Source organism: Streptomyces sp. NPDC058663 (genome assembly GCF_042716745.1).
Classification (GTDB): Bacteria; Actinomycetota; Actinomycetes; order Streptomycetales; family Streptomycetaceae; genus Streptomyces.
Genome location: NZ_JBHXRV010000052.1, coordinates 33,739 through 58,378, shown reverse-complemented (window position 1 = coordinate 58,378; position 24,640 = coordinate 33,739). Strand labels below are relative to the sequence as shown.

General features: G+C 73.4%; 19 protein-coding genes. 11 read left to right on the top strand and 8 right to left on the bottom strand.

The features are described from left to right. Nucleotides 1-265: 265 nt before the first annotated feature. The 5 genes from ACFWVV_RS30925 to ACFWVV_RS30905 all read left to right on the top strand — a co-directional run bounded on the left by ACFWVV_RS30925 (nt 266) and on the right by ACFWVV_RS30905 (nt 6,272). Entirely contained in the window at nt 266-1,963 is a 1,698-nt protein-coding gene (locus ACFWVV_RS30925) for a chitinase (protein WP_384345255.1), read from the top strand. A gap of 236 nt (nt 1,964-2,199) precedes the next feature. Continuing rightward, entirely contained in the window at nt 2,200-2,829 is a 630-nt protein-coding gene (locus ACFWVV_RS30920) for a glyoxalase (protein ID WP_384345253.1), read from the top strand. Nucleotides 2,830-2,833: 4 nt separating this feature from the next. Continuing rightward, nucleotides 2,834-3,997 (top strand): alpha/beta hydrolase, encoded by a 1,164-nt coding sequence (locus ACFWVV_RS30915; RefSeq protein WP_384345250.1) that lies wholly within the window; start codon nt 2,834-2,836, stop codon nt 3,995-3,997. 149 nt (nt 3,998-4,146) lie between these two features. Continuing rightward, nucleotides 4,147-5,277, top strand: coding sequence for a hypothetical protein (locus ACFWVV_RS30910; protein ID WP_384345248.1), 1,131 nt, complete (start codon nt 4,147-4,149; stop codon nt 5,275-5,277). Next, nucleotides 5,274-6,272, top strand: coding sequence for an SGNH/GDSL hydrolase family protein (locus ACFWVV_RS30905; RefSeq protein ID WP_384345245.1), 999 nt, complete (start codon nt 5,274-5,276; stop codon nt 6,270-6,272). Before ACFWVV_RS30910 ends, ACFWVV_RS30905 begins: the two co-directional genes overlap by 4 nt. On the opposite strand, the gene ACFWVV_RS30900 is transcribed toward ACFWVV_RS30905, so the two are convergent. Together ACFWVV_RS30900 and ACFWVV_RS30895 are read right to left on the bottom strand one after the other, a co-directional pair. Next, nucleotides 6,251-7,492 carry a serine hydrolase domain-containing protein gene (locus tag ACFWVV_RS30900; protein WP_384345242.1) on the bottom strand — a complete coding sequence of 414 codons (1,242 nt, stop codon included), beginning with the start codon at nt 7,490-7,492 and terminating at the stop codon, nt 6,251-6,253. The genes ACFWVV_RS30905 and ACFWVV_RS30900 overlap by 22 nt on opposite strands. Nucleotides 7,493-7,647: 155 nt before the next feature. Beyond that, nucleotides 7,648-8,403: a YqjF family protein gene (locus tag ACFWVV_RS30895; RefSeq protein ID WP_384345240.1), complete on the bottom strand. Its 756-nt coding sequence runs from the start codon at nt 8,401-8,403 to the stop codon at nt 7,648-7,650. 131 nt (nt 8,404-8,534) lie between these two features. Here ACFWVV_RS30895 and ACFWVV_RS30890 point away from each other — a divergent pair, with 131 nt between their 5' ends. The 3 genes from ACFWVV_RS30890 (at nt 8,535) to ACFWVV_RS30880 (ending at nt 13,462) form a co-directional block, all read left to right on the top strand. Next, nucleotides 8,535-9,875, top strand: coding sequence for an acetyl-CoA carboxylase biotin carboxylase subunit family protein (locus ACFWVV_RS30890; RefSeq protein ID WP_384345238.1), 1,341 nt, complete (start codon nt 8,535-8,537; stop codon nt 9,873-9,875). A 58-nt stretch (nt 9,876-9,933) separates the two neighbouring features. Beyond that, complete coding sequence (locus tag ACFWVV_RS30885; RefSeq protein WP_384345236.1) at nt 9,934-11,961, top strand: CocE/NonD family hydrolase; 2,028 nt, start codon at nt 9,934-9,936, stop codon at nt 11,959-11,961. Between the two features lie 115 nt (nt 11,962-12,076). Continuing rightward, nucleotides 12,077-13,462 carry a cation:proton antiporter gene (locus ACFWVV_RS30880; protein WP_384345234.1) on the top strand — a complete coding sequence of 462 codons (1,386 nt, stop codon included), beginning with the start codon at nt 12,077-12,079 and terminating at the stop codon, nt 13,460-13,462. Here the strand turns inward: ACFWVV_RS30880 and ACFWVV_RS30875 are convergent. Further along, nucleotides 13,422-14,462 carry an alpha/beta hydrolase family esterase gene (locus ACFWVV_RS30875; RefSeq protein WP_384345232.1) on the bottom strand — a complete coding sequence of 347 codons (1,041 nt, stop codon included), beginning with the start codon at nt 14,460-14,462 and terminating at the stop codon, nt 13,422-13,424. The genes ACFWVV_RS30880 and ACFWVV_RS30875 overlap by 41 nt on opposite strands. A gap of 115 nt (nt 14,463-14,577) precedes the next feature. On the opposite strand from ACFWVV_RS30875, the gene ACFWVV_RS30870 reads away from it, so the two are divergent. Next, entirely contained in the window at nt 14,578-15,516 is a 939-nt protein-coding gene (locus ACFWVV_RS30870) for a LysR family transcriptional regulator (protein WP_384345229.1), read from the top strand. A 250-nt stretch (nt 15,517-15,766) separates the two neighbouring features. Then, nucleotides 15,767-16,657 (top strand): serine hydrolase, encoded by an 891-nt coding sequence (locus tag ACFWVV_RS30865; RefSeq protein WP_384345226.1) that lies wholly within the window; start codon nt 15,767-15,769, stop codon nt 16,655-16,657. An 81-nt stretch (nt 16,658-16,738) separates the two neighbouring features. Here the strand turns inward: ACFWVV_RS30865 and ACFWVV_RS30860 are convergent, their stop codons facing one another. The 3 genes from ACFWVV_RS30860 to ACFWVV_RS30850 form a co-directional block, all read right to left on the bottom strand. Beyond that, nucleotides 16,739-17,614 carry an alpha/beta fold hydrolase gene (locus ACFWVV_RS30860; protein ID WP_384345223.1) on the bottom strand — a complete coding sequence of 292 codons (876 nt, stop codon included), beginning with the start codon at nt 17,612-17,614 and terminating at the stop codon, nt 16,739-16,741. A gap of 199 nt (nt 17,615-17,813) precedes the next feature. After that, entirely contained in the window at nt 17,814-18,110 is a 297-nt protein-coding gene (locus ACFWVV_RS30855) for a hypothetical protein (RefSeq protein ID WP_384345220.1), read from the bottom strand. A 70-nt stretch (nt 18,111-18,180) separates the two neighbouring features. Beyond that, nucleotides 18,181-18,900 (bottom strand): TetR/AcrR family transcriptional regulator, encoded by a 720-nt coding sequence (locus ACFWVV_RS30850; protein WP_384345218.1) that lies wholly within the window; start codon nt 18,898-18,900, stop codon nt 18,181-18,183. A gap of 118 nt (nt 18,901-19,018) precedes the next feature. Here ACFWVV_RS30850 and ACFWVV_RS30845 point away from each other — a divergent pair, with 118 nt between their 5' ends. Then, nucleotides 19,019-19,801, top strand: coding sequence for an NAD(P)-dependent oxidoreductase (locus ACFWVV_RS30845; RefSeq protein WP_384345215.1), 783 nt, complete (start codon nt 19,019-19,021; stop codon nt 19,799-19,801). A gap of 57 nt (nt 19,802-19,858) precedes the next feature. On the opposite strand, the gene ACFWVV_RS30840 is transcribed toward ACFWVV_RS30845, so the two are convergent. After that, the gene (locus tag ACFWVV_RS30840; protein ID WP_384345212.1) at nt 19,859-21,334 is read right to left on the bottom strand and encodes a hypothetical protein; all 1,476 of its coding nucleotides are present in this window, start codon (nt 21,332-21,334) and stop codon (nt 19,859-19,861) included. After that, nucleotides 21,331-24,594, bottom strand: a complete 3,264-nt coding sequence (locus ACFWVV_RS30835) for an SNF2-related protein (protein WP_384345209.1) — start codon at nt 24,592-24,594, stop codon at nt 21,331-21,333. Before ACFWVV_RS30835 ends, ACFWVV_RS30840 begins: the two co-directional genes overlap by 4 nt. Nucleotides 24,595-24,640 lie beyond the last annotated feature (46 nt).

Below are 24,640 nucleotides of genomic sequence, written 5' to 3'. Positions count from 1 at the left end.
GAGGGGGGCGGTGGCGCGCGCCCGCCGTTGCTTGGTGGGGGGCGGGGGCCAGGCGCCGGCGCGGGGGGCCGGGCGGCGGCATGCGGCGGCCGGACGGCGGCGGGCCGCGGGGGGCCGGCCGCCGCGTTTCCTTCTCCCGCAAGACCATCGCCCGACCTATGCCAGAGGTCTTGACAACCCGAATGGTCTGGACCAGATTGCTCCACCAACGGTGGCCACCGTATCCCCGTCCTCTCCCCCCACCTCTTCCCCCCGGAGGCACCCCGTGGACCGCCCGCACCCTCCCGCCAGACGGCGCGCCGCCTTCTCCGCCGCCCTGACCGCCGTCGCCCTCCTCGCCGTCGGCATGGCCACCGCGCCCGCCGCGCAGGCCGCCGACCTCAACGTCGCCAAGAACGCCGGCTTCGAGTCCGGTCTCGCCAACTGGACATGTAGCGCCGGAAGTTCGGTCAGCAGCCCGGTCCACGGGGGCACCGCCGCCCTCAGGGGCACCCCCGCGGGCCACGACAACGCCCGGTGTACGCAGACCGTCGCCGTCAAGCCCGGCGCGACCTACACGCTCTCCGCCTGGACGCAGGGCGGCTACGCCTACCTCGGCGCGAGCGGCACCGGCACCACCGACGTGTCCACCTGGTCGCCGGGCTCCACCGACTGGAAGCAGCTCACCACCACCTTCAAGGCGGGTCCGGACACCAAGTCCGTCACCGTCTACACCCACGGCTGGTACGGCCAGAGCGCCTACTACGTCGACGACGTGTCCGTCTTCGGCCCCGACGGTGGCGGCGGCACCGACCCCGAGCCCGGCATCCCCGCCACCCCCGCGGGCCTCACCGTCGGCAGCCCCACGACGTCCTCGCTGGCCCTGTCCTGGTCCGCCGTCTCCGGCGCCACCTCGTACCACGTCTACCGCGGCGGTACGAAGGTGCAGACGGTGAACGGCACTTCGGCGACGGTGACCGGACTGGCCGCCGACACCGCCTACGACTTCCAGGTCAGCGCGGCCAACGCGGCGGGCGAATCCGCCAAGTCCGCGACCGTCAGCGGCCGCACGTCGAAGGGCAGCACCATCCCGAACCCGAACGTCCCCAAGCACGCCCTGACCGGCTACTGGCAGAACTTCAACAACGGCGCGGCCGTCCAGAAGCTGCGCGACGTCCAGGCCCAGTACGACATCATCGCCGTCTCCTTCGCGGACTCCACGGCCACGCCCGGCCAGATCGTCTTCAACCTCGACCCGGCGGTGGGCTACACCAATGTCGCCGACTTCAAGGCGGACATCGCCGCGAAGAAGGGGGCGGGCAAGTCCGTGATCATCTCGGTGGGCGGCGAGAAGGGCAACGTCACCATCAACAGTGACGCCTCCGCGACCGCGTTCGCCAACAGCGCGTACCAGCTCATGCAGGAGTACGGCTTCAACGGCGTCGACATCGACCTCGAACACGGCATCAACTCGACCTACCTGACCAAGGCCCTGCGCCAGCTGTCCGCCAAGGCGGGCGCGAACATGGTCCTGACCATGGCGCCGCAGACCATCGACATGCAGTCCACCGGCACCGAGTACTTCAAGACCGCACTGGCCGTGAAGGACATCCTGACCGTCGTCAACATGCAGTACTACAACAGCGGTTCGATGCTGGGCTGCGACGGCAAGGTGTACAGCCAGGGCTCGGTCGACTTCCTCACCGCGCTCGCCTGCATCCAGCTCGAAGGCGGCCTCGACGCCTCCCAGGTCGGCCTCGGCGTCCCCGCCTCGACCCGCGGCGCGGGAAGCGGCTACGTCTCCCCGTCGATCGTCAACAACGCCCTGGACTGCCTCACCAAGGGCACAGGATGCGGCACCTTCAGGCCCGCCAGAACCTACCCGGGCCTGCGCGGCGCGATGACCTGGTCCACCAACTGGGACGCGACCGCGGGCAACGCCTGGTCGAACGCGGTCGGCCCGCACGTCCACAACCTGCCGTAACCATCCACGCCCTCCCGTAACCCTCTACACCCCTCCGTGGCGCGCCGGCCCCTCCGGCGCGCCCACCCCCCAGCCGCCCGGCCCGTGCGAGGACGACCCCGCACGCGCCGGGCCCCGGGCCGTCCGGGCCGGGGCGCCGAACAGCCGGTGCGGCAGCGGGCGGTGAGGCGAACAGCCGGTGAGGCGATCAGGATTCGAGAAGCACCGGTGACCTGGTCGCACCTAGCGTGAGGGGCATGGAAAACATCGCATCCGTCACCCTTGAGGTGGCCGACACCGCCGCCGCCGAACTCTTCTACTCGACCGCCTTCGGTCCCGGCCCGCAGCTGCGGCTGCGGGCGGCGGAGGCAGCACCCACGACCGGATTCCGCGGCTTCGTCCTCGCGCTCACCGTCCCGCAGCCGGCCGACGTCGACAGCTTCACCGAGAGTGCGCTCGGCGCCGGGGCGACCGTTCTGAAGCCCGCCGCCAAGTCCCTCTGGGGCTACGGCGCCGTCCTGCGGGCCCCGGACGGGACGATCTGGAAGATCGCGACCTCGGCGAAGAAGAACACCGGCCCCGCCACCCGCCGCATCGACGACATCGTGCTTCTGCTGGGCGTCGCCGACGTGGCCGCCAGCAAGAAGTTCTACGCGGGCCGGGGCCTCGCCGTCGCGAGGAGCTTCGGCAGCAGGTACGTCGAGTTCGAGGCGGGCGGCGGCCAGGTCAAGCTCGCGCTGTACCGGCACAAGGCACTGGCCAAGGACGTCGGCGTCACCCCTGAAGGCACCGCTGCGCACCGGCTCGTACTCGGCGGCGCCGCTGCGGACTTCACCGACCCGGACGGTTTCGCCTGGGAGGCCGCGGCCCCCGCGCACGCCCGGTGAGACCATGGCACATGGACCTGACGCACGCGTTCCCGCTTCGTACGGAGCCCCGATCGGAGTTCTGCGCGAAGTCCCGCACGACCCCCGTGACGGAGCCCCGCACGGATACGTCGACGAAGCCCCGCACAGAGGTGGCGGCCGGGAGCACCGGCCGTCACCGCCGGGCGCGTCCGGGCACTCCGTCGTGAAGCCGGCCCCGGTGCCGCCGCTCGACCCCGAGCTGGGTGCGGTGCTCGCGGCATTTGCCGGGGCAGCGGGCGGCCCCCTCACCCCGGAGAACCTCGCCGCCCGGCAGGCGCGGGACGCCGCAACCCGACCCCGGCCGACGGTCGATGACCTCTGCGACGGCGGCCGATTCGAGGTGGCGGAAATACGGGTACCGGGACTCTCCGGCGCTCCCGACGTCACGCTCGTCAGCGCCAGGCCCGCGGCGAGCACCGGAGAACTGCCCCTGCTGTACTACCTGCACGGCGGCGGACTGGTCAGCGGCAACGCGTGGTCCGTGCTGCCGCGGCTGCTGCGCGAGTGGGCCGCGCCGCTGGGGCTCGCAGTGGTCTCCGCCGAGTACCGGCTGGCGCCGGGCACGCGCTACCCCGGCGCGCTGGAGGACTGCGCCGCCGGACTCGGCTGGGTCCGCAGCCACGCCGGCGCGCTCGGCATCGACCAGGACCGCGTCGTCGTCGGCGGCAAGAGCGCCGGAGGCGGACTCGCCGCGGCGCTCGCCCTGCGCACCCGCGACCGCGGCGAAAGGGCCCCGGCCGGGCAACTGCTGCTGTGCCCGATGCTCGACGACCGGGGCCACACCTTCTCCAGCAGTCAGATGGACGGCACCGACACCTGGGACCGCACCTCCGGCGCCACCGCCTGGCAGGCCTACCTGGGCGACAGGTACGGCGCCGCGGACCTGCCCGCGCACGCGGCACCCGCCCGCGCCACCGACCTCTCCGCTCTGCCCCCCGCCTACCTCGACGTCGGTTCTGCCGAGACCCTCAGGGACGAGGTGGTGGCCTACGCCCAGACGCTCTGGCGGTCCGGCGGCCGGGCCGAACTGCACGTCTGGCCCGGCGCCTTCCACGGCTTCGACACCCACGCCCCGCGTGCGGTGCTCAGCCAGGAGGCCCGCGACACCCGGACCCGCTGGCTCCGGCGCGTCCTGTTCCCGGCCTGAGTCCGGTCCGTCCCGCGGCCCGTCCGCACGGCCGCACAGCGGCGGGGCCGGCCGTGAATTTGTCACCCAGGTATCTAGATCCCGGCGCCCGCACGGTCCAGGGTGGTCCTTTCTCCGTGTGCGGACGAGCGCTGGGAAGGCGGCCCCGAATGAACAGAAGGCGATTACTGGCTGCGATGGCCGGAGCGCTGCCCGCCGCCGTGCTGGCTTCGGGAGAGGCGAGGGCCGGTGCGCCGGCCGGCCCGGCGCAGGAGTGGCAGTCCCTGCCGGTGCCCGGCGGTGTCCCCGCCGCGCAGCTGCGCCGGATCGCCGTCGCCGGGCCCGCCGCGGCCTGGGCCGTCGGCGAGCAGGGCCGCAGCGGCCCCTCGCAGGGCCAGGCGCTGGCCGTGCACTGGAACGGCAGCGGCTGGGTCCAGACCGACCTTTCCCACCTCCACTACACCGGCAGGTTCAACGACGTCGCGGGGATCAGCGCCACCTCCGCCTGGTGCGTCGGCCTGCCCGCCGCAGGCGCCGGCCCGCTGCTGCGCTGGGACGGCACCACCTGGCGCGAGGCCGCGTTCCCCGGCAGCACGGAGCCCGACGTCCGGCTGCACTCGGTGGCGATGGACTGCGACGGGCGGGTGTGGGCGAGCGGCAGCCGGGGCGGCTCGGCCGCACTGCTGCACAAGGACGGCACCTCCTGGCAGTGGCTCGCCCCGCTGCCCGCCGCGAACGCCAACCTGTACCGGGTCGTACGCGGCGCCCCCGGCGAAGTGTGGGTCTGCGGAGACCTGGCCACCGGCGGGGGCTGGTCCGGCTTCGTCGCCCGCTGGAACGGGAAGTGGACCGTGCTGCCGACCCTCGGGGGGCTCCGGCTGAGCATCGGTGACGTGCACGCCGCCGCACCGGACGACATCTGGGCGGTCGGCACGGAAGCCGGGATCGGCGGGCCGCCCGGCCGGCCGGGCAGCCCCGTCCTGGCACACTTCGACGGCACCGCCTGGACCCTGAACGACCCGGGATTCCACGTCGGCGCGCTGACCGGCATCGCCGCCGACGCCCAGGACCGCGCGGCGTGGATCTCCGGCTGGAACTACCGCGACCAGACCCGCAGCACCTATCTGCACCGGGCGGGCGCCACCTGGGCCGCCGTACGGGGCCCCGCCGGCGCGGCGACGGCACCGTACCTCAACGATGTGGCGGCCGTGCCCGGCACCGCCGAATTCCGGTCGGTGGGCATGACCGCGCCCTCGCCCGTCCCGCCGGTCCAGGCGTACGCGGAACGGTTCGCCGGATGACGCGGCTGCGGTACGCCGCGGCGGTCGCCGTCCTCACCCTGCTGTGGACCACCGGGTGCACAGAAGCCCCGGACGTGTCCGCCTACGATCCGCCGGGACCCGGCGCCGTCGCCGCCGCACGGCCGGAGCCGCCGCAGCCGTCTGCCTCCGACTCCGACTCCGCGAAGGACGCGGCGGGGGTCACGAAGGAGCCCCGGACCGGCCCGGCGGACCCCACCCGCAAAACCCCGAAGGCGCGGCCCCGCCCCCGGCAGAAGTACCCCGTGCTGTACCTCGGGGACTCCCTCGCCATGGAGAGCCAGCGGGTGCTCGGCAAGCGGCTGGGCGACACCGGCCGGGCGACGGTTCACAGCGCGCCCTACTCCGGCACCACACTGTGCGACTACCTGAGCGGCCGGGCTGTCGACTCCCTCGTACCGCCCCAGGACAAGGCGGCGGCCCTGGTCACGACGCACCGGCCGCGCGTCGTCGTCCTCCAGTTCTGGGGCAACGCCTGGGGATACACCCCGTGCATGGACAACATCCCCCAGGGCAGTGCCCCGTACTACGAGCGGTACGCGAAGGACGCCGACACCCTCACCGCGCAGATCGCGGCGGCGGCCAGGTCCGCCGGAATCCCCCGGCCCCGGATCGTCTGGGTGCTCCAGGGCCCGGACGCCTTCTCGGCCGACCGCACCCGGCGCGTCAACGACCTCTACCGGGCGCAGGCATCGGCCACCGGTGACTCGGTCTCCGACGCGGGACGGGCGGTGAGCGGTGAGGCCGGGCGGTACGTCTGGCAGCAGCGGCTGCCCTGCACCGGCGAGGAGCGCGCCCGCGCCGGCGACTGCCGGAACGGGCTCGCGGAGATGCACAGGGACGACGACCCCCTGCACTTCTGCCAGGCGCCGACCACCTCGAAACCGCAGCCGTGCCCGGTGCACTCACCGGGAATCGCCCGCTACACCAAGGCGATCACGGCGACCGTCGACGCCTACCTGCGGAGGGCCGACTGAGCGGGTGCGCCTCGCGGAACGGTGCGCCGTGACGGCTTCGACGGACAGAACTCCGCGTTCATCACGTCCATGAGGGGCTGCGCCTGCCAGTCGCCATTGGTGTTGAGAGTCAGCTGCCTGCGCCCGTCCTCGGTGGTCAGGACCAGCGTCAACGACCCGATGGTGTGGCCTCCGTGGCCCCAGAGCACCGTGCCGCAGCTGGTCGTCATCGTCATGAGGCCAAGGCCGTACCCCTCCGACGGGGCCTGCGGCGTGGGGAGCGTGGTCTTCATCGCCTTCAGTTGCTCCGGCGGGAGGAGCTTGCCGCGTACCAGGGCGCGGACGAAGCGGTTCAGGTCGCCGGTGGTGGAGATGATGTCGCCGTCCGCCCAGCCCTGTGAGCCGTTGAACTCGGTGACGTCGTCGATCCGGTCGGGCTTCTCGGCGAAGAGCTTCGCGTACGCGCGACTGCTGGGCCGCGGCATGCGGCTGCTGTTGCCGGGGTTCGACGTGCCCTTCAGGCCGAGCGGGCCGATGATGCGGTGGCGCACCTGGGACTCGTAGGACCGGCCGCTCACCTTCTCGATGATCAGTCCGGCCAGGATGTAGTTGGTGTTCGAGTACGAGTGGCGGTCGCCGGGCTCGAAGAGCGGCGGGTGGGAGAGTGCCACCTTCACGTGCTTGGCGGGCGGCAGGGTGTCGTAACGGTGCTCGAGGAAGCCCTCGCCGACCATGTACGTCCGGAGGTACTCCTCGTCCGCGAGGTAGTCGAAGAGGCCGCTGCTGTGGTTGAGGAGCTGACGGACCTTGATCTTCCGGCCGTCGTTGCCGTTGCCCCGGACCATGCCGGGGAGCCAGCGGTCCACCGTGTCGTCGAGGTCGAGCCTGCCCTCCGCCTCCAGCTGGAGCAGGACGGTGGACACGAACATCTTGGTGACGCTGGCGACCCGGAACCGGTCGTCCTTGCCACGCGGTGCACCCGTCCGCATGTCGCCCACGCCCGCGGCCGACTTCCAGGTCCCCCGGTCGTCCCGGGTCTGCACGGTGATGCCCGGCAGCCCGCCCGCCACGAGCGCCTCCATCGCGCGCCGGGTCGACTCGTGACCCCGGTCCGTGACGGCCGTGGCCCGGGTCGTGGACGGGGGAGACGCGTGGGCCGCCGGGACGGTGAAGGCGGTGGTGGCCACCGCTGCCGCCAGCAGCCCCGCGGCCCCGGCCCGTGTGGTGTTCGTCAAGCGCATGTCGGCCCCTCTGCTCGATGCCCGTGCCCGTTCTGTGCGGGCTGTGCGGTGCCTGTGACGTCTGTGCACCCGCTCAGCAAGACCACGAACATTCCAGGAGGGTTGAGCTGATCATCGGGAGAAGACGACGCATGCCGAGGAACGAAGGGGAACCGTCACGGGGCAGGGGCGTCCGTACGGCGGGCCGGACGGCCGAGACGGACCGGCACCCCCGGCGAGTACAGGACACTGACGGGCGGCCCGGCCGGTGCGGGCAGACCCGCCGAGGTGATCAGGTCCTCCTCGCAGTCGAGCAGCTCGGCGCGATGCAGCGGCCAGCGCGGATGCTCGTTCGGCAGAAACGCCGCGGTGCCGCCGAAGAACGCGTTGTGCATCCCCCAGCGGGCGGTCAGGAAGTGCTCCAACCCGCTTGGCTCCGCGAGGGGTTCACCGGGCCGTACGGTGATCCGGCTGCGGGCGCCGCGCGGTCCCGGCCACCGGCGGGCACTGGTGTAGGTCACCCGGTCGCCGGTGGTGCGCACCGACATCCGCGACCACAGGTACGGCAGCCGGAAGCCCACCCGTCCCAGTACCACCGGGAGGAGCCGCGCCGCGTCCATCGACAGGAAGACCACGCCGCGCCGCCCGTGCGCGTCCACCGAGTACAGCCGCACATTGGTCTCCGGGAAGTTCCCGAGGTACGGCACACCGGGCAGCCCGAGCCAGCCCACCCGGTGCATGCGGAACGCGACCAGCCCGACGTAGGTGAGGCCCTCGTGCGTGTCGGGCACCGTGCCGCGCGGCAGCAGCCGCGCCACGGTCTTTGGCGCGACGGCCCAGTGGACGAAGGCGAGATCGAGCCACTCCTGGGTGAGCAACGGCAGGCGCACGCCGGAGGGCGCGCCGGGCGTGACGGATCCGGGTTTCTGCACGGCACCAGCATGTCAGCGGACGAACGCACAGAGTGGCGCATCGGAATTCCCACGTATGAATCCGGCCGTACGAGGAAGCCGACCATGACAACCCGGACAGAACTTCCCCCGACCCTCTGGAGGCGTCCCCGTTGAAGCACGGCGACAACGACAACGGCGAGCACACCGCCATCAAGAACGTCTTCGTGATCGGCCTCGACGAGGCCAATCTGCCGACCCTGCGCGCGGTGCCGCACGCCGACACCTACCGCTTCCACCCCCTGCTCACCATCGAGGAGCTCCAGAGCGGCGAGGTCTCGGTCCCTGAGCTGCTCGCGAAGGCGGAAGGCATCCTGGACGCCTTCGACGGCCCCATCGACGCGATCGTCGGCTACTGGGACTTCCCTGTGAGCACCCTCGTCCCGATCCTGAGCGAGCGGTACGGCACCCGCAGCACGAGCCTCGAGTCGGTCGTCAAGTGCGAGCACAAGTACTGGAGCCGGCTGGAGCAGGCGAAGGCCGTCGACGAGCACCCCCGGTTCGGGCGGGTGGACATGGAGAGCGCGGACCCGCAGCCGCCCGAGGGCATGCGCTTCCCCATGTGGGTCAAGCCGGCCCTCTCGTACTCCTCCGAACTCGCCTTCGGCGTGAAGGACCTGGCCGCGTTCCAGGAGGCCGTCGGCGAGATACGCGGGGGAGTGGCCAGGGTGGGCCGCCCCTTCGAGGACATCCTCGACCGGCTCGACCTGCCCGAGGAGATGGCGGGCGTGGGCGGCAGGGTCTGCCTCGCCGAGGAGACCCTCACCGGCGTCCAGGTCGCCGTCGAGGGCTATGTGCACCAGGGTGAGGTCACCGTCTACGGCGTCCTCGACTCCATCAACTACCCCGGGTCCTCCAGCTTCCTGCGCCACCAGTACCCCTCCGCGCTCCCCGAGCCGGTGATCCGCCGGCTGCACGACGTGTCCGGGCGGGTGATGCGCCAGATCGGCATGGACAACGCCACCTTCAGCATCGAGTACTTCTACGACCCGCAGGAGGACGCGCTCAACCTGCTGGAGATCAACCCCCGGCACTCCCAGTCGCACGCCGAGCTCTTCGAGTACGTCGACGGCGTGCCCAACCACCACTGCATGCTCGCCCTCGCCCTCGGCCGCGACCCGGCGCTCCCGCACCGTCAGGGCCCCTACAAGGTCGCCGCCAAGTGGTACTACCGGTGGTTCGCCGACGGCACCGTGCGCCAGGCGCCGGGCCCCGAGGACCTGGCGCGGATCGAGCGGGAGATCCCGGGCGTGCGGGTCGACATCGTCCCCGCCGAGGGACAGCGGCTCTCCGACACCGAACAGCAGGACAGCTACAGCTACGAACTCGCGCACATCTTCACCGGCGGCGACAGTGAGGAGGACATCCGCGCCAAGTACGACCGCTGCGTGGCCGCCCTCGGCCTGGACTTCACGGACACCCGGCCCGGCGGCCAGGGCCTGAAGAACCACTGAACCGGCCCACCGCCCCACCGCACGAGAGCCCGCAGACCGAAAGGAGCGGCCGCACCGCATGCGCTATGTGAGCAACCTGCCGTACGCCACCAAGGAGGAGGAACACGTCGTCCCCGCCCGGGACGGCACCCGCCTCTCCGCCCGGATCTGGCGCCCGGTCTCCTCCGACGAGGAGCCCGTCCCGGCGGTCCTGGAGTACATCCCCTACCGCAAGCGCGACCTGTCCGCCGTACGCGACTCGATCCACCACCCGTACATGGCGGGCCACGGCTACGCCTGCGTACGCGTCGACCTGCGCGGCACGGGGGACTCCGAGGGCGTGCTTGCCGACGAGTACCTGGAGGTCGAGCAGACCGACGCCGAGGACGTCCTGGCCTGGCTCGCCGAGCAGCCCTGGTGCGACGGGAACACCGGCATGATGGGCATCTCCTGGGGCGCCTTCGCCGCACTCCAGGCCGCCGCCCGCCGCCCTCCGTCGCTGCGTGCCGTCGTCCTCGCCTCCTTCACCGACGACCGCTACGCCGACGACATGCACTACATGGGCGGCGCCATGCTCTCCGACAACCTCGCCGAGGCGGGCACCATGTTCGCCTACGCCACCTGCCCGCCCGACCCGGCCGTCGTCGGCGACCGCTGGCGAGAGATGTGGCGGGAGCGGATGGAGCACACCCGTCCGTGGATCCTCAACTGGCTGCGCCACCAGCGCCGCGACGACTACTGGCGGCAGGCCTCCGTCTGCGAGGACTACTCCGCCGTTCAGGTGCCGGTGCTCGCCTCCAGCGGCTGGGCCGACGGCTACTCCAACGCCGTCACCCGCGTCCTGGAACACCTCGACGTCCCCCGCAAGGGACTGATCGGGCCCTGGTCCCACAAGTACCCCCACCTGGGTGAACCGGGACCCGCCATCGGCTACCTCCAGGAAGTCGTCCGCTGGTGGGACCACTGGCTCAAGGGCGTCGACAACGGCGCCACGGACGGCCCGATGCTGCAGGCCTGGATGCAGGAGAGCGTGCCGCCCTCCACCGCCTACGAGGAGCGCCCCGGCCGCTGGGTCGGCGAACCGTCCTGGCCCTCCCCGCACATCACCCCCGTCAGCCACCCCCTGCTGCGGCACCGCATCGCCGCCGAAGGGACCGCTCCGGAGGGCGAAGGAGAGCCCATGACGGTGCAGTCGCCGCTCTCGGTGGGCCAGTTCGCGGGCAAGTGGGCGTCCTACAACGCGCCCCCCGACCTGCCCTACGACCAGCGCGAGGAAGACGGCGGCTCGCTCGTCTTCGACACCGAACCGCTGACGGAGAGCGTCGAGATCCTCGGCGCCCCGACCGTCGAACTCGACCTCACCGTCAGCGAACCCGTCGCCACCATCGCCGCGCGCATCTCCGACGTCGCCCCGGACGGCAGCGCCACCCGCGTCACCTACGGCCTGCTCAACCTGGCCCACCGCGCGGGCACCGGAGAACCCGAACCGGTCGAGCCGGGCCGCCGCTACCGGGCGAAGGTCCAGCTCAACGGCGTCGCCCAGGCGTTCCCGCCGGGCCACCGCATCCGGCTCTCGCTGTCGACGTCGTACTGGCCGCTGGCCTGGCCGCCGCCCCGCCCGGCTCTGCTGAGCGTGTACGAGGGCACCAGCACGCTCACCCTGCCGGTACGCCCCGCCTCGGAACCGGACGAGCTTCCGCGCCGGCCCTTCGGCGAACCCGAGGGCTGCACCCCGCTGCCCAGCACCCGGCTCAGCCCGCCGGAGGAACGCTGGGAGGTCCGTCGCGACCTGATCGGATACGGCTCCACCCTGGAGATCGTCAAGGACCGGGGCACCGTGCGCATCGACGACATCGGACTCGACACCGGGCTGCGCGCGGAGGAGCGCTACACCGCGCATGCCGACGACTTCACCTCCGTCGGCGGCGAAACCGCCTGGACGATGCGCTTCACCCGCGACGACTGGGACGTACGGGTGGAGACCCGCACCGAACTGCACTGCACGGAGCACGAGTTCCTCGTCGACGCGACACTGGACGGCTACGAAGGAGACCGCAGGGTGTTCTCCGCCACCTGGAACGAGACCGTTCCCCGGGACAACCTGTGACCGGCCCGGGCCACCCGGCAGCACGAGACCGCCGGCGGGGACAGCCTGTGACCGGCCGGGGCCACCCGGCACGCGACCATCGGCGGGGACAGCCCACTGCCCGCCGGGGCGCGCGATGACGCTCTCCGACGCGGTGTTCGCGGCGCTCGGCGCGGGCGCACTGCTCGCGGCCGTGCTGCCGCGGGCGCTGTCCGGGCGCCCGCTGTCGCTGCCGCTGGTGTTCCTGGCGGGCGGCTTCTGCGTGTACCTGCTGCCGCTCCCGCTGCCGGACGTCGATCCGGTGCAGAACCGGCTGGTGACCGAGCACCTCACCGAGGTCGTGGTGATCATCGCGCTGATGGGCGCCGGCCTCGCGCTCAACAGGCCGGTCGGCCGGCGCCGCTGGGGCACCACCTGGCGGCTGCTCGGCCTCACCATGCCGCTGACCGTCGTGGGCACCGCCCTGCTGGCGTGGTGGCTGCTGGACTGGCCGCCGGCCGCCGCGCTGCTGCTCGGTGCCGTCCTCGCCCCCACCGACCCGGTGCTCGCCTCGGAGGTGCGGGTGGGCGAGCCCACGGACGACGAGCACGACGAGGACGAGGTGCGCTTCGCCCTCACCAGCGAGGCCGGCCTCAACGACGGTCTTGCCTTCCCGCTCACGTACGCCGCCGTCGCCCTGGCCGCCGCGGCGGGCAGTGGCTGGTCCGCGGACTGGGTGGGGAAGTGGGCCGTCCAGGACGTCGCGTTCAAGTGCACCGTCGGCGTCCTGGGCGGCCTGCTGATCGGCCGCCTGCTGGGGTGGCTGCTCTTCCGCCCCAACTCCCCGGTGCTGCGGCTGTCCGCCCACAAGGAGGGTTTCGTCGCGCTCGCCGCCACCTTCCTGTCGTACGGCGTGACCGAACTGGCGGGCGGCTACGGCTTCCTCGCGGTGTTCACCACCGCCTGCACCATCAGGGCCGCCGAACGCGCGCACGGCTACCACAACGTCCTGCACGACTTCGTGGAGCAGATCGAGCGGCTGTTCACCGCGGCCGTGCTGTTCCTGCTGGGCGCCTTCATCGCGACCGGCGGGCTCGCCGCGCTGACCTGGCAGGGCGCGCTGGCCGTGCTGGCGGTGCTGCTGGTGGTCCGGCCGCTGAGCGGCTGGGCCGGACTCACCGGCGGCAGCCTGCCGGGCAGGGAGCGCTGGGTGGTCGCCGCCTACGGCATCCGGGGCATCGGCTCGCTGTACTACCTGGCGTACGCGCTGGGGGAGCAGGACTTCCCGGTGCCGGCCGAGGAGCTGTGGGCGGTGGTGACGTTCACCGTGCTGGTCTCGGTGGTGCTGCACGGCGTGTCGGCGGGCCCGGTGGTCACCCGGCTCGACCGGCTGCGCACGCAGGAATCGACGGAGCAGCCGGGGGCCGCCGAGCAGCCGGCTCCGGGCGCGGGGACGGAGCGGGAGCCGTCCGCGCGCCCGGAGCCGGAGCAGGAAGAAGGGCCTACGGGGCGGGAGCACCGGCAGGGGACGGAGGCCGGGTGAGGAAGTCGAGCAGGGTGTCCGTCGCGTCCAGGGCCGTGCTGACGCTCCCGAAGTTCGCGGGCGGCGGTACCTTCGCTCCCGGCCAGGTGTGGCCCGCGCCGTGCATCACCAGGAGCTCGACGGGTGCTCCGCCCGGCGTGCCGGGAGCCCAGAACGTCCGGTCGTAGCCCTTGCGCACCTCCGTCCTCGGCGGCTTCGTACCGGCGGCGCGGGCGAACGCCTCCGCACTCGTGCGGGTGGCGAGCGTCGCCGTCATCGGCTCCTCGCCCGGCTTCGGCGGCGGCGGGTTCGGCACGCCGGCGAGCGGGCGGACCGGGTCCTTCTCCCCGTACACGAGCAGCACGGGAACCCGCGCGGGCGCGGCCGAGGCGAGTTCCTTGGCCACGCCGACCGGCAGCTGGCCGGACACGGCGACCGCCCCCGCCACCTTCCGCGGGCGCTGGGCCGCCATCCGCAGGGCCATGGAGCCCCCGTTGGAGAAGCCCACCGCGTACACCCGTTCCGGGTCGGCCTCGCCGCGCCGCACCAGGTCGCCCACCAGGGCATCGGCGAACCGGACGTCCACGCCGGGGTCGGGGCGCCGCGGCGTGGGCGTGGTGTCCGCGCTCCACATCTTGTCCAGCGCCTCCAGGTGCGCGACCAGCATCCCCTTTGCCCCGGCGGCCTTGTCGAGCCTGCCACGCTCGCGCATCTCCTCGGCGTTCTCGCCCCGGCCGTGGAAGGCGAGGACGAGCGGACGGGCCCGGCGCTCGCCGCCGGGCCGGTGCAGCAGGTACGAGCGGTCGGTGGCACCCACCTTCAGCCGCTCGCGGGAGTCGGAGGCAGGCGCGGACGCGGCGCGGGACGCGGCGGAGGAAGAGGCGGCCGGCTCCTGGGACTTCGCCGGAGCCCCGGCACAGCCCGCCGCGGACAGTGCGAGCAGAGCGGACAGCGGAACGGACACGAGTGCGGACGCGGAAGGGCGGGAGAGCGTGCCGCGTGAACCACGGAAGAAGGTCATGGCGGAAGAAGAACAGCGCTCCGGTCCTGATGTCCAAGATCAGTATTGATCTGACATCCATACAGACGCGATATCGTTGCTGCTCGTGGACCTGATCCGGCACCTGGAGTGCTTTGTGGCCGTTGCAGAAGAGTCACACTTCGGCCGTGCCGCAGCCCGCCTCGGGATGGCCCAGCCGCCTCTTTCGCAGCGCATACAGCGCCTGGAGCGCGAGCTCGGGGTGCGGCTCTTCGACCGCACCAGCCGCCAGGTGGCGATCACCCGTGCGGGCGCCCTGCTGCTCGATGACGCCCGCGAACTGCTGGCCCGCACCGAGGCGTTGCGGGCCACCGCCCGCCGCGCCCGTGACGGTGAGAGCGGACGGCTGCGGGCCGCCCTTCCGACGGGTCTCGCGGGCGAGACCCTGGCGGCGATCCTGGCCGGCTTCCGCGCCCTGCACGCGGACGTCGAACTGGAACTGCACGAGGTGTCCACCACCGAGCAGCTCGCCCAGTTCGCCTCGCACGACCTGGACGTCGGACTCCTCCACCACCCCTGCGACGTCGGCGGACTGGAACTCGGCCCGGTGCTCCGCAGGGAGCTGGGCGTACTGCTGTCGCGCGAGGCGCCGGCGGCGACGCTGGACGAGGTGCCGCTGGCCGCGCTCAGCGGGCACGACCTGGTCATGTTCCACCGGGCCGACGCCCCCGCTCTCTTTGACGACCTGCTGACGACCTGTGCGCGCAACGGCTACACGCCCCCGGCCGTACGGCACGGGCAGGGCACCGCCTTCGTCCACGGTCTGATCACGGCGGCGAAGGCGGTTGCCTTCCGGCCCAAGGACGTGGCGCTCGCGCGGAACCCGGGCTGGGGAGGCGAGCTGACCTGGCGGCCGCTGGCCGGAGCGCCCCTCGCCTGGCGGCACTCGGTCGCGTGGCCGCGCGGGCGCGAGGACCGGGCGGTCGCCTCGTTCGCGGAGGTGACGACGCGGGCGTTGCGCAGAGGCGCGGGCGTCGGCGCGGACCTCCCGGCGGGCCCGCTGCACCTGCGCCCGGCCGCGGAGTACTGGCTGTGAGGGCGCGCCCCGGGACCTCGCCCCGGCCGACGCCCACCCCGGCACCGCCCGCCGACACAGCCGGGGCCGGCGCGCCCGTACCTGGGGCCCCCACGCAGGGGACCGTCATAGCCCTTGCGCCCGCATCCTGGACCGTCAGGGCCCTTGCGCCCGTACCTGGCGCCCCCAGGGCCGACGCGCCACCGTGGCGCGGGAGCGCCGAGCCCGATTCGCCCCCGTGCGGGGCCGCCGAGACCGTGGAGCAGGCACTGTGACGACCACCCTCCACCGCCGCCGCATCGCCGCGGCCTTCGCCGAGGCCGGCGTCGTGGGCCGGCTGCACGCCCGCGACATCGACTCCGGCGCGGAACTCGGCCTGGACGCCGATCACCCCGTGGTCACCGCGAGCGTCCACAAGCTCTGCCTGCTGGTGGCCCTCCACGAGAGGGCCGCCGCGGGCGAGCTGGACCTCACCGAGCAGACGGACTGCGTCGCCGGCGACCGGGTCGCGGGCCCCACCGGCATGGGCGCGATGCTCGATCCCGTGCGGATGTCCCTGCGCGACACCGCCTTCCTGATGATGTCCGTCAGCGACAACGCGGCGGCCGACATCCTGCTGCGCCGGGTCGGCCTGGACGCCGTCAACCGCACGACGTCCCGCCTCGGCCTCACCCACACCCACGCCGTCCACACCTTCGGCGAGCTCTTCGCGTCCATCCGCGAGGACGCGGGTCCCGACGGGGCGCAGGCCCTGGCCGACCCGTACGTCACCCAGCGCCTGCGCGCCCTCGACCCGGCCCGCACCAACCGCAGCACCCCCCGCGACATGACCGGCCTGCTGGCCGCGCTCTGGCGCGACGAGGCGTCCACCCCGGCACACGGGGCGGCGATGAGGCGGCTGCTCGGGCTCCAGGTGTGGCCGCATCGGATGGCGTCCGGCTTCCCCTTCGACGACGTCCACGTGGCGGGCAAGACCGGCAGCCTGCCGACGCTGCGCAACGAGGTCGGCGTCGTCGAGTACCCGGACGGCGGGCGGTACGCCGTCGCGGTCTTCACCCGCGCCGCCAGTACGGCGGCGACGCTGCCCCCGGCGGACGCGGTCATCGGCACGACGGCCAGGCTGGCGGTGGACGCGCTGCGGGCGGGGCGGACGACCCCCTGAACCGCCGACGGCCCCGGCCCCGCGTTCGGCTCCCGCCGTCCGGAGCCCCGCGTTCGGCTCGCCCCGGCTCCGGCCTCGCGCTCAGCTCCCGTCGTCCAGCACGTGCCGCAGCGCCTTGGCGAACTCCTCCGGAGCTCCGTGCTGGCCGAACTCGCCGCCCAGGAAGCCGCCGTGGTGGCTCGGGAAGACCGTCGGCTCGCCGCCCAGGCCCGCCGCCACACCGGCCGCGGCACGGGCCGCGAGCTCGCCCTCGGACTCCCGGCCCGCCGCGATCACGACGCGGGTGGCGGCGGCCCGCAGCGCGGGGAAGTCGGGCCGGTAGCTCGTACAGCCACGGATGTTCTGACCGAGCAGCGGGTCGTTGCGCGAGCCGTCGTCCTCGGTGGGCAGGCCGAAGTCGGCGGCGGAGGGGGCGGGTTCGTCCGCCCAGGTGGCAGGGAACGGACCCTTCCTGGAGGTCACCCCGATGAACTTCGCCATGGCCGGGCCGAACCCCTCGCGCAGGTACGTCTCCCGGAGGTCCGCGCAGACCTCCAGCGCGGCCTCCCGGTCGGGGAGCACCTGGGCGACCGGCGGCTCGTGGGCGACGAGGGTGCGCAGCAGACCGGGGTGGGCGGCGACCAGGGCGAGCGCGTTGACCGCGCCGCCGCTGCTGGCGAACATGTCCACCGGGCCCGCGCCGATCGCCTCGACGACGCTCCGCAGGTCGGCCGCGTGCTCCTCGGGCGTCAGCTCGGCCGTGTCGTCGTCGCGGGTGCTGCGGCTCACGCCCCGCGGGTCGTAGGTGACGATCGTACGGTCGGTGAAGTGCGAGGCCAGCGAGGCGAACCCGGAGGCGTCCATGGGCGAGCCGACCAGGAACAGGACGTCGCCACCGCCCCCGCCGTCGCTCTCGCGGATGTCATAGGTCAGCGTGGCACCGGGGACGGACAGGGTGCGGGTCTCTGTGGCGGTCATGGACGGCTCCTGGGGGAGTGTGCGGGGGAGGCGCTCGTTCGCCTCTGCCCCGTGCCGTTCGGCAGATGGCCCCTTGCTGATGTGTAGACCGCGGGACCGCCCGGAAATCATCGGTCGGCGGACCACGGGATCACGCGCACGCGGACCACGGGACCACCGGCGCGCACCACGGGATCACGCGTGCGCACGGGAGGCGGGATCACCGGCGCGCGGCCGGCGGGATCAGCCGTGCGCACGTCCGCCGGGCCGTCCGCAGCCGGTGCGCCGTCGCGTGCCGACGCCGCTGCCACTCGCCCCGGGGGAGCCCGACCCGCTGGCCGCCGCCGGTGATCAGGGCGTTGACGGGCGCGTGCGGATCGGCGGCGATCCCCTTGGCCACCAGTACCCCGACCACCAGCGGGCCCAGGGCCACCACGAGAGCCGAACCCGCGACGGTCACGCGGCGCAGGTGCGGGTGGTTCGCGGTCGGCGCGGAGGGCGGAGTCGTTGAGGTCATGCCCCCATTCCAGCAACGATGTACCGGCCGGTAATCGGGGCGGATACTCATGCCGTACGGCGCGAGGTACTCAGATGTCACGAGGGTCCCTGAGCTCGTCCGGGTGGAGGGCGTCGAGCAGCAGGGTGAGGCCGAAGGTGAACTCCTCCGCGTAGTCGTAACCGGGTCGCAGGACGTGCTCGGTGGCCAGTTCGGCCAGGTGGGGGTAGGTGTCGGCGGGCATCGCTGCCAGCAGGGTGCCCGCCAGCTCCTCCAACTCGGCCGCGCCGCGGAACGGCAGGCTCTGTTCCTGGAGCACGAAGCCGTACAGATAACTGTCGATCAACGAGATGGCGTGCGCGGCCATCGGTACGGAGAAGCCCCCGTCGCGCAGGACTCCGAGGACGGCGTCGTGATGGCGCAGCGTCGCCTGCCCCGGCCGGGAGCGGGAGTCCATCAGGCCGACCGCCCACGGGTGCCGCCCGAGGACGTCGCGGGCACTGAGCGCACGCTGCCGCATGGCACTTTTCCAGTCCGTGGCGCGCGGCGGCAGCTCGATCTCGCCGAACACCACGTCCACCATGCCGTCGAGGATGTCCTCCCGGCCCGCCACATGGTGATAGAGCGACATCGCCTCCACGCCCAGCGGCTCGGCGATGGCCCGCATGGTGAGCGCGGCGGACCCCTTCGCGTCGGCGACCGCCACCGCGGTACGGATCACCCGCTCGCGACTGAGCGGGGTGCGCCCCGCCGCCTTGCTCCGGCCCTTGGCCGCCGCCGTACCACTCTCCGCACCGCTTCCCGTACCCATGCGCCCTCCGATGCTCAGGCCCGTGCCTCGCTCTGCCCGCCCCATTGACGGCCTTACGGCATAAGGCTACCTTGCCTTACAACATAAGGCAGACGCATCGGGGAAAAGGGGCAGCGCCATGGGCACGGAGCGCATCAAGAAGGTCTGCATCGTCGGAGCCTCGGGGAAGCTGGGGCAGTACATGGTCGGTCAGGCCCTGGAGCGCGGTGACGAAGTGGTCGGCGTGTGCCGGGAGCGCAGCGTGCCCAAACTGGCGGCGTACGCAGGCCGGATGACCGTCGTCCCCGGCGCCACGAACGACCCGGATGTGATCAGGCGGGCGGTCGCCGGGTGCGACGGCGTGCTGACGGTGCTCGCTCCCTGGGGCGTCCAGCAGTACTCGTCGGGAACGGCCCAGGCGGTGCTCGACCACGCCGAACCGGGTGCGCGCCTGGTCTTCTCCTGCGGCTGGCACATCACGCGCGACGGCAAGGACACCTACTCGCGGCTCTTCACCTGGGGCGTGCGCGCCGTCGCCGTACTCGCCAGACTCGTCCGGGTCGGGGAGCTCGACGACCAGGTGGAGGCGTGCCGCAGGGTGTTCGCGAGCGACACCCGGTGGACGGTGGTGCGCGGCAGCAATCTCGAGGAGGGCGAGAGCGAGGGGCTGCCCGTGTGGAGCCGGCACGTGGGCGACCCGGTCCTGGCCGGCAACCTGACGCGGCGCGTCGACTTCGCCCTCTTCATGGTCGAGGCACTCACCGACGACAGCCTCGTCCAGGAGGCCCCGGCGATCGTCGGCTGCCGCACGCCGAGCGCACTGGCGCACGCCGCAAGCGCGCAGGGCCGGGCGGCCGGACACGAATCCACGGGCGCCAAGACACCGCTCCGGCCTTCCACGGGCGTCGGCCCGGACGCGTAACCGCCCCCTCGCTCGCCCCCAGTCCCCGAGGAATTCCCCTCAGACCCGAGGAATTCCTCAGTCCCCGATGAGTTCCGCCAGTGCGACGGCCGGGTCCGGGGACGGCGGGCCCGCGGGCCACCAGATGTCCGCCTCGGCCCGGTAGGGGTACCAACGGCCGTCCCTGCCCACCCGCAGCTGCAACCCCCGGCCGGTCAGGGTCCAGTGGTTGCCGTCGACCGAGAACGCGGGCAGCTCGTCCTCCTCCCAGCCCGCCGTGAGCGCCGTACGGCTCCTGGCCGTCTCGGCACGCGACGGGCTCCAGTGCTCCCGGAGCACCTCCAGACCCGCAGGACCGCCGGTGCGCCAGGCCGCGACGGCCCGGTCCAGCTCCGCACTCCGGCCGGCGGGCCCCGCGCCCTCGCCCTCGCTCTTGCCCTGGCCCGTGCCCTCGCCTTCGCCCACGCCTTCGCGAAGCCGGGCCAGCAGCTTCGGATGCGGGTGCTCGGCGGCGATCCGTACGGTGTCCTGCCAGACGTCGAGCGGCGGCTGCGGCTCGTCGGTGAAGCCGAGCGCGTACCCGAGCAGGCCGTGGGCACGCCGCGCCGCGTCGGCCGCGAGCCGGCCCAGTGGGTCCGCCTCGATGCCCGCCGTGTGCGGGCCGGGCGCGTCATGGGGCGGCTCCGGCGGGCGGTGCTGCGGCGGGAGAGCGGGCAGCGGCAGCCGTGGCCGTGCGTACACCTCGGCGGCCGGCGTTCCGCGCGCGCCCGCCACCGCTCCGGGCGCGCCCGCCCCGCCGCCCGCCCCGGTGGCGGCCTCCTCGTCGTCCTCTTCTTCCCCGTCGGTCTCGTCGGCACCGGTCAACGCCCGCAACAGAAGTACGGACTTGAGGTCGTCCAGCGCCCGCGCGCCCTCGCGCCCGCGTACCAGCAGGAGCAGCAGCGGGTCCTCGTCGAGCAGCCAGGAGAACTGGTAGCCGAGCGCCACCGCGTGCGAGCACGGCAGGTCGAACTCGCCGCAGTCGCAGTCCGGTTCCAGTTCGCCGTACCCGGGCAGCAGCCCGAGCCTGGCGTCCTCGGCGGCCTCCAAGAGGTCGGCGGGCAGCTCACCCGCGAGCAGCGCCTCGCACACCCCGGGCCGCCCGGCCGACTTGTGCCACAGCTCCTCCCACTGTTCCTCGGCGAGCACGGGCACGGCGATCGTGCTCGTGTACGTCTCCTCGCCCGCGTGCACCCGGGCGGCGATGCGGCCCGGGCCCACGGTGAGCGGGCCGACCGTGCCCGAACGGGCCACCGTACGACCGTGTTTGAGAGCGTCCTCCTGCGACCAGGTGTCCTCCAGCGCGCCGGCCCACTCGTTGCCCCACCAGGACGTGCCGCGCACCCGGCTGCCCCGGCGCGCCGCGAAGGCGGCGAACCCCCGGGCGGCGGCCTCGCCGGAGCCACCCCCGCCCTCTTCGTAACCCCCGTCTTCTTCGTACTCCTCGTTCCCCCCGTCTTCTTCGTACTCCTCGTTCCCCTCGTCTTCTTCGTACTCCTCGTGCACGTCGTTCATCGCGCGCTCCTCAGCTCGACCAGGTTCGCGAGTTCGTCGTTGCCCAGCTTGCTCAGGGCCTGCTCGCCCGAGCCGAGTACGGCGTCGGCGAGTTCCTGCTTGGCGCCGAGCAGGGCGGCGATCCGGTCCTCCACGGTGCCTTCGGCGATCATCCGGTGCACCTGCACCGGCTTGGTCTGGCCGATCCGGTACGCCCGGTCCGTGGCCTGCGCCTCCACGGCCGGGTTCCACCAGCGGTCGTAGTGCACGACGTGGTCGGCGCGGGTCAGGTTGAGGCCGGTGCCCGCCGCCTTCAACGACAGCAGGAACACCGGGACCTCGCCGTTCTGGAACCTCTCGACCATTTCCTCGCGCCGGGGAATCGGGGTGCCGCCGTGCAGCAGCTGAGCGGGCATCCCCCGGTCGGCCAGATGACGTTCCAGCAGGCGAGCCATGGCGACGTACTGGGTGAAGACCAGGACCGCGCCGTCCTCCGCGACGATGGTGTCGACGAGCTCGTCGAGCAGGTCCAGCTTGGCGGAACGGCCGGTCAGCCGGAGCCCGTCGGCCGCCGGGTCCTCCTTGAGGAACTGGGCCGGGTGGTTGCAGATCTGTTTGAGCCCGGTGAGCAGCTTGAGCACGAGGCCACTGCGGGCGATGCCCTCGGTGGCGCGGATCTCGGCCATCACCTCGCGCACCCGCCTCTCGTACAGCGCGCGCTGTTCGTCGGTGAGGACGACGGGGCGGTCCGTCTCGGTCTTGGGCGGCAGTTCGGGCGCCACACCGGGGTCGGACTTGCGGCGCCGCAGCAGAAAGGGGCGCACCAGCTGGGCCAGCCGCTCGGCGGTGTGCCGCTCCTCCGGCGGCCCCGTCCGCTCGGCCTCCACGGGGGCGGCCCAGCGGCGCCGGAACCGGGCGTGGCTGCCCAGCAGCCCGGGGGTGGTCCAGTCGAGCACGGCCCACAGTTCGAAGAGGCTGTTCTCGACGGGGGTGCCGGTGAGGGCGACGCGGGCGTCGGCGGGGATGCGGCGCAGTGCCCGGGCGGTGGCCGAAGCGGGGTTCTTGACGTGCTGCGCCTCGTCGGCGACCACCATGGACCAGGAGTGGGCGCGCAGGACCTCCGCGTCCAGACGCATCGTGCCGTACGTGGTCAGGACGAAGCCCGTCCCTGCCCCTTCGAGGTCGCGGCCCGGCCCGTGGAAGCGGCGTACCGAGGTGCCCGGCGCGAACCGGTTCACCTCCCGCTCCCAGTTGCCGAGCAGGGATGCGGGGCACACTACGAGGGTGGGGCCGCGGCTCGCCCCGTGCTCCTGGCGCAGCAGGTGCAGCGCGATGAGCTGGACCGTCTTGCCCAGGCCCATGTCGTCGGCCAGGCAGCCGCCCAGGCCCAGCGAGGTCATCCGGTCCAGCCAGCGCAGTCCGCGCAGCTGGTAGTCGCGCAGGGTCGCGGCGAGGGCGGCGGGCGGGGCGACGGGTTCGGTGCCGCCGTCGGGGTCGGCGAGCCGGGCGCGCAGGGCGGTCAGCCAGGGGCTGGGCTCCACCGGGACCTGTTCGCCGCCGATCTCGGCGTACCCGCCCAGGGCGACGGCGAGCGCCTCGATGGCGGTGAGCGGTTTGAGTTCGCGGGTACGGGCCCTACGGGCGAGCTCCGCGTCGACGAACACCCAGCGCCCGCGCAGCGCGACGAGCGGGCGCATCTCCTCGGCCACCGCGGCGCTCTCGCGCTCGGTGAGCGGCTCGCCGTCCAGGTACAGCCGCCAGCGCAGGTCCACCCGCCCGTCGGCCCCCATGAAGGAACGCAGGTCGGCAGGCGGCGCGCAGTCCGCCCCGACGACGGCGCGCGCCTCCAGCGAGCCGGCCACCTCGGTGGGCCACCGCACGTCGATGCCGCGAGCCCGCAGCCGGGGTGCCGCCTCGCCGAGCAGCTGGCTGATCTCCCGGTCCCCGAGGGCGAGTTCACGCGGTACGGGCAGCAGACCGCGCAAGGGCTCCCACACGTCGGCGGCGCGGCGCACCGCCAGGACGGTGTCCGTCTGGGCACGCGGTCCCAGGGTGTGCGGGGCGCCGTCGAACAGCTCCGCCGCGTCGAGGGTGAGGGTCGGGTCGGCCAGGCCGGTCACCCGGGGCACGATCCGCACACCGGGCCCCCGGCGGCCGGTGCCGCCACTCCCCGCCTCGGGCTCGGGGCCGCCCCCGGCAGCCCCGGTTTCCTCCGCTTCCTCCGCGTGGTCGAGCACGACGTGCAGGGCCACCCGGATGCCCGAGTCCAGGCCGACGGAGATCTCGTCCGCCCAGGCCCGCAACTGCGGTACGTGCTGGGGTGCGACGGCGGCGAACGCGGCCCGCCCCGTGGCCGTTTCGGCTGCCGCGGTGCGCGGCAGGGTGTCGGCCACGGCATCCAGGAACGCGCGCAGCGGCCCGTCGGGCTCGGGCAGCAGCTCCGTCCCCGGCAGAGGAGCGGCGAGCGCCTCCGGCGGTGCGGCGGCGGCCAGTTCGCGCAACCGCAGTACGTCATCGGGGTCGAAGGGGCCGACCCGCCAGGCGTCGTATCCACCGGCCGAGACCCCCGGCAGAATGCGCTCCCTGGCGACGAGCTGGAGGGCCAGTGCGGCGGCTGCGCCCCAGAATGCGGCGGCGGGGTGCGGGCCTCGCACACCGAGCGGTGCGCCGGTGCCGGGCCGCCCGTCCGCGTCGGCGGGTCCGCCCGGGCCGGTGAGCCTGTCCGGGCCGGTGAGCCCGTCCGGGGAGGGCCGCCCGCCCGGGCCGGTGAGCTGGTCCGAGCCGGGGGGCGCGTCCGCGGAAGGCTGTCCCCCCGCGCCGGGCCCGCCTCCGACCGGCGTTCCACCCTCGGCGTCCCCGGCGTCCGGCGTGCCGCCCTCGCCGGAAGGCCGTCCGCCTCGGCCCGGCCCGCTTTCCCCCGTCGTTCCGCCCTCGTCCTCCCCGTACTCCCTGCGCGCGGTCAGCAGCACCGGCAGGGCCTCGTCCACGGTCAGGCGCAGCACCGGCAGCGTGCGTGGTCCCTGCGGGGTGTGCAGCAGCGCCTCGCCCCGCTCGCCCACCCGCCCGTCGCACACCACGGGCGGCGGAGCGCCCGCCGCGTCCCAGAACACGACCCGTCCGGTGCGCGCCGGGTCTCCCGGCTCGAAGACCGCCGCACACCGTGCCAGGAGCCGCGCCTGTGCACGCGTCAGCCACACCATGGTTCCCGCTTCCGTATTCGTCTTCTCGCGTGCCGCCGAGCCGCCGACGGCGGTCGTGGGGAGAGCCTCCCGGCAGATCATGTTCAACTCCCGCTCCAGCCCCGCTGGAACCGGGGTGGAGGGGGGC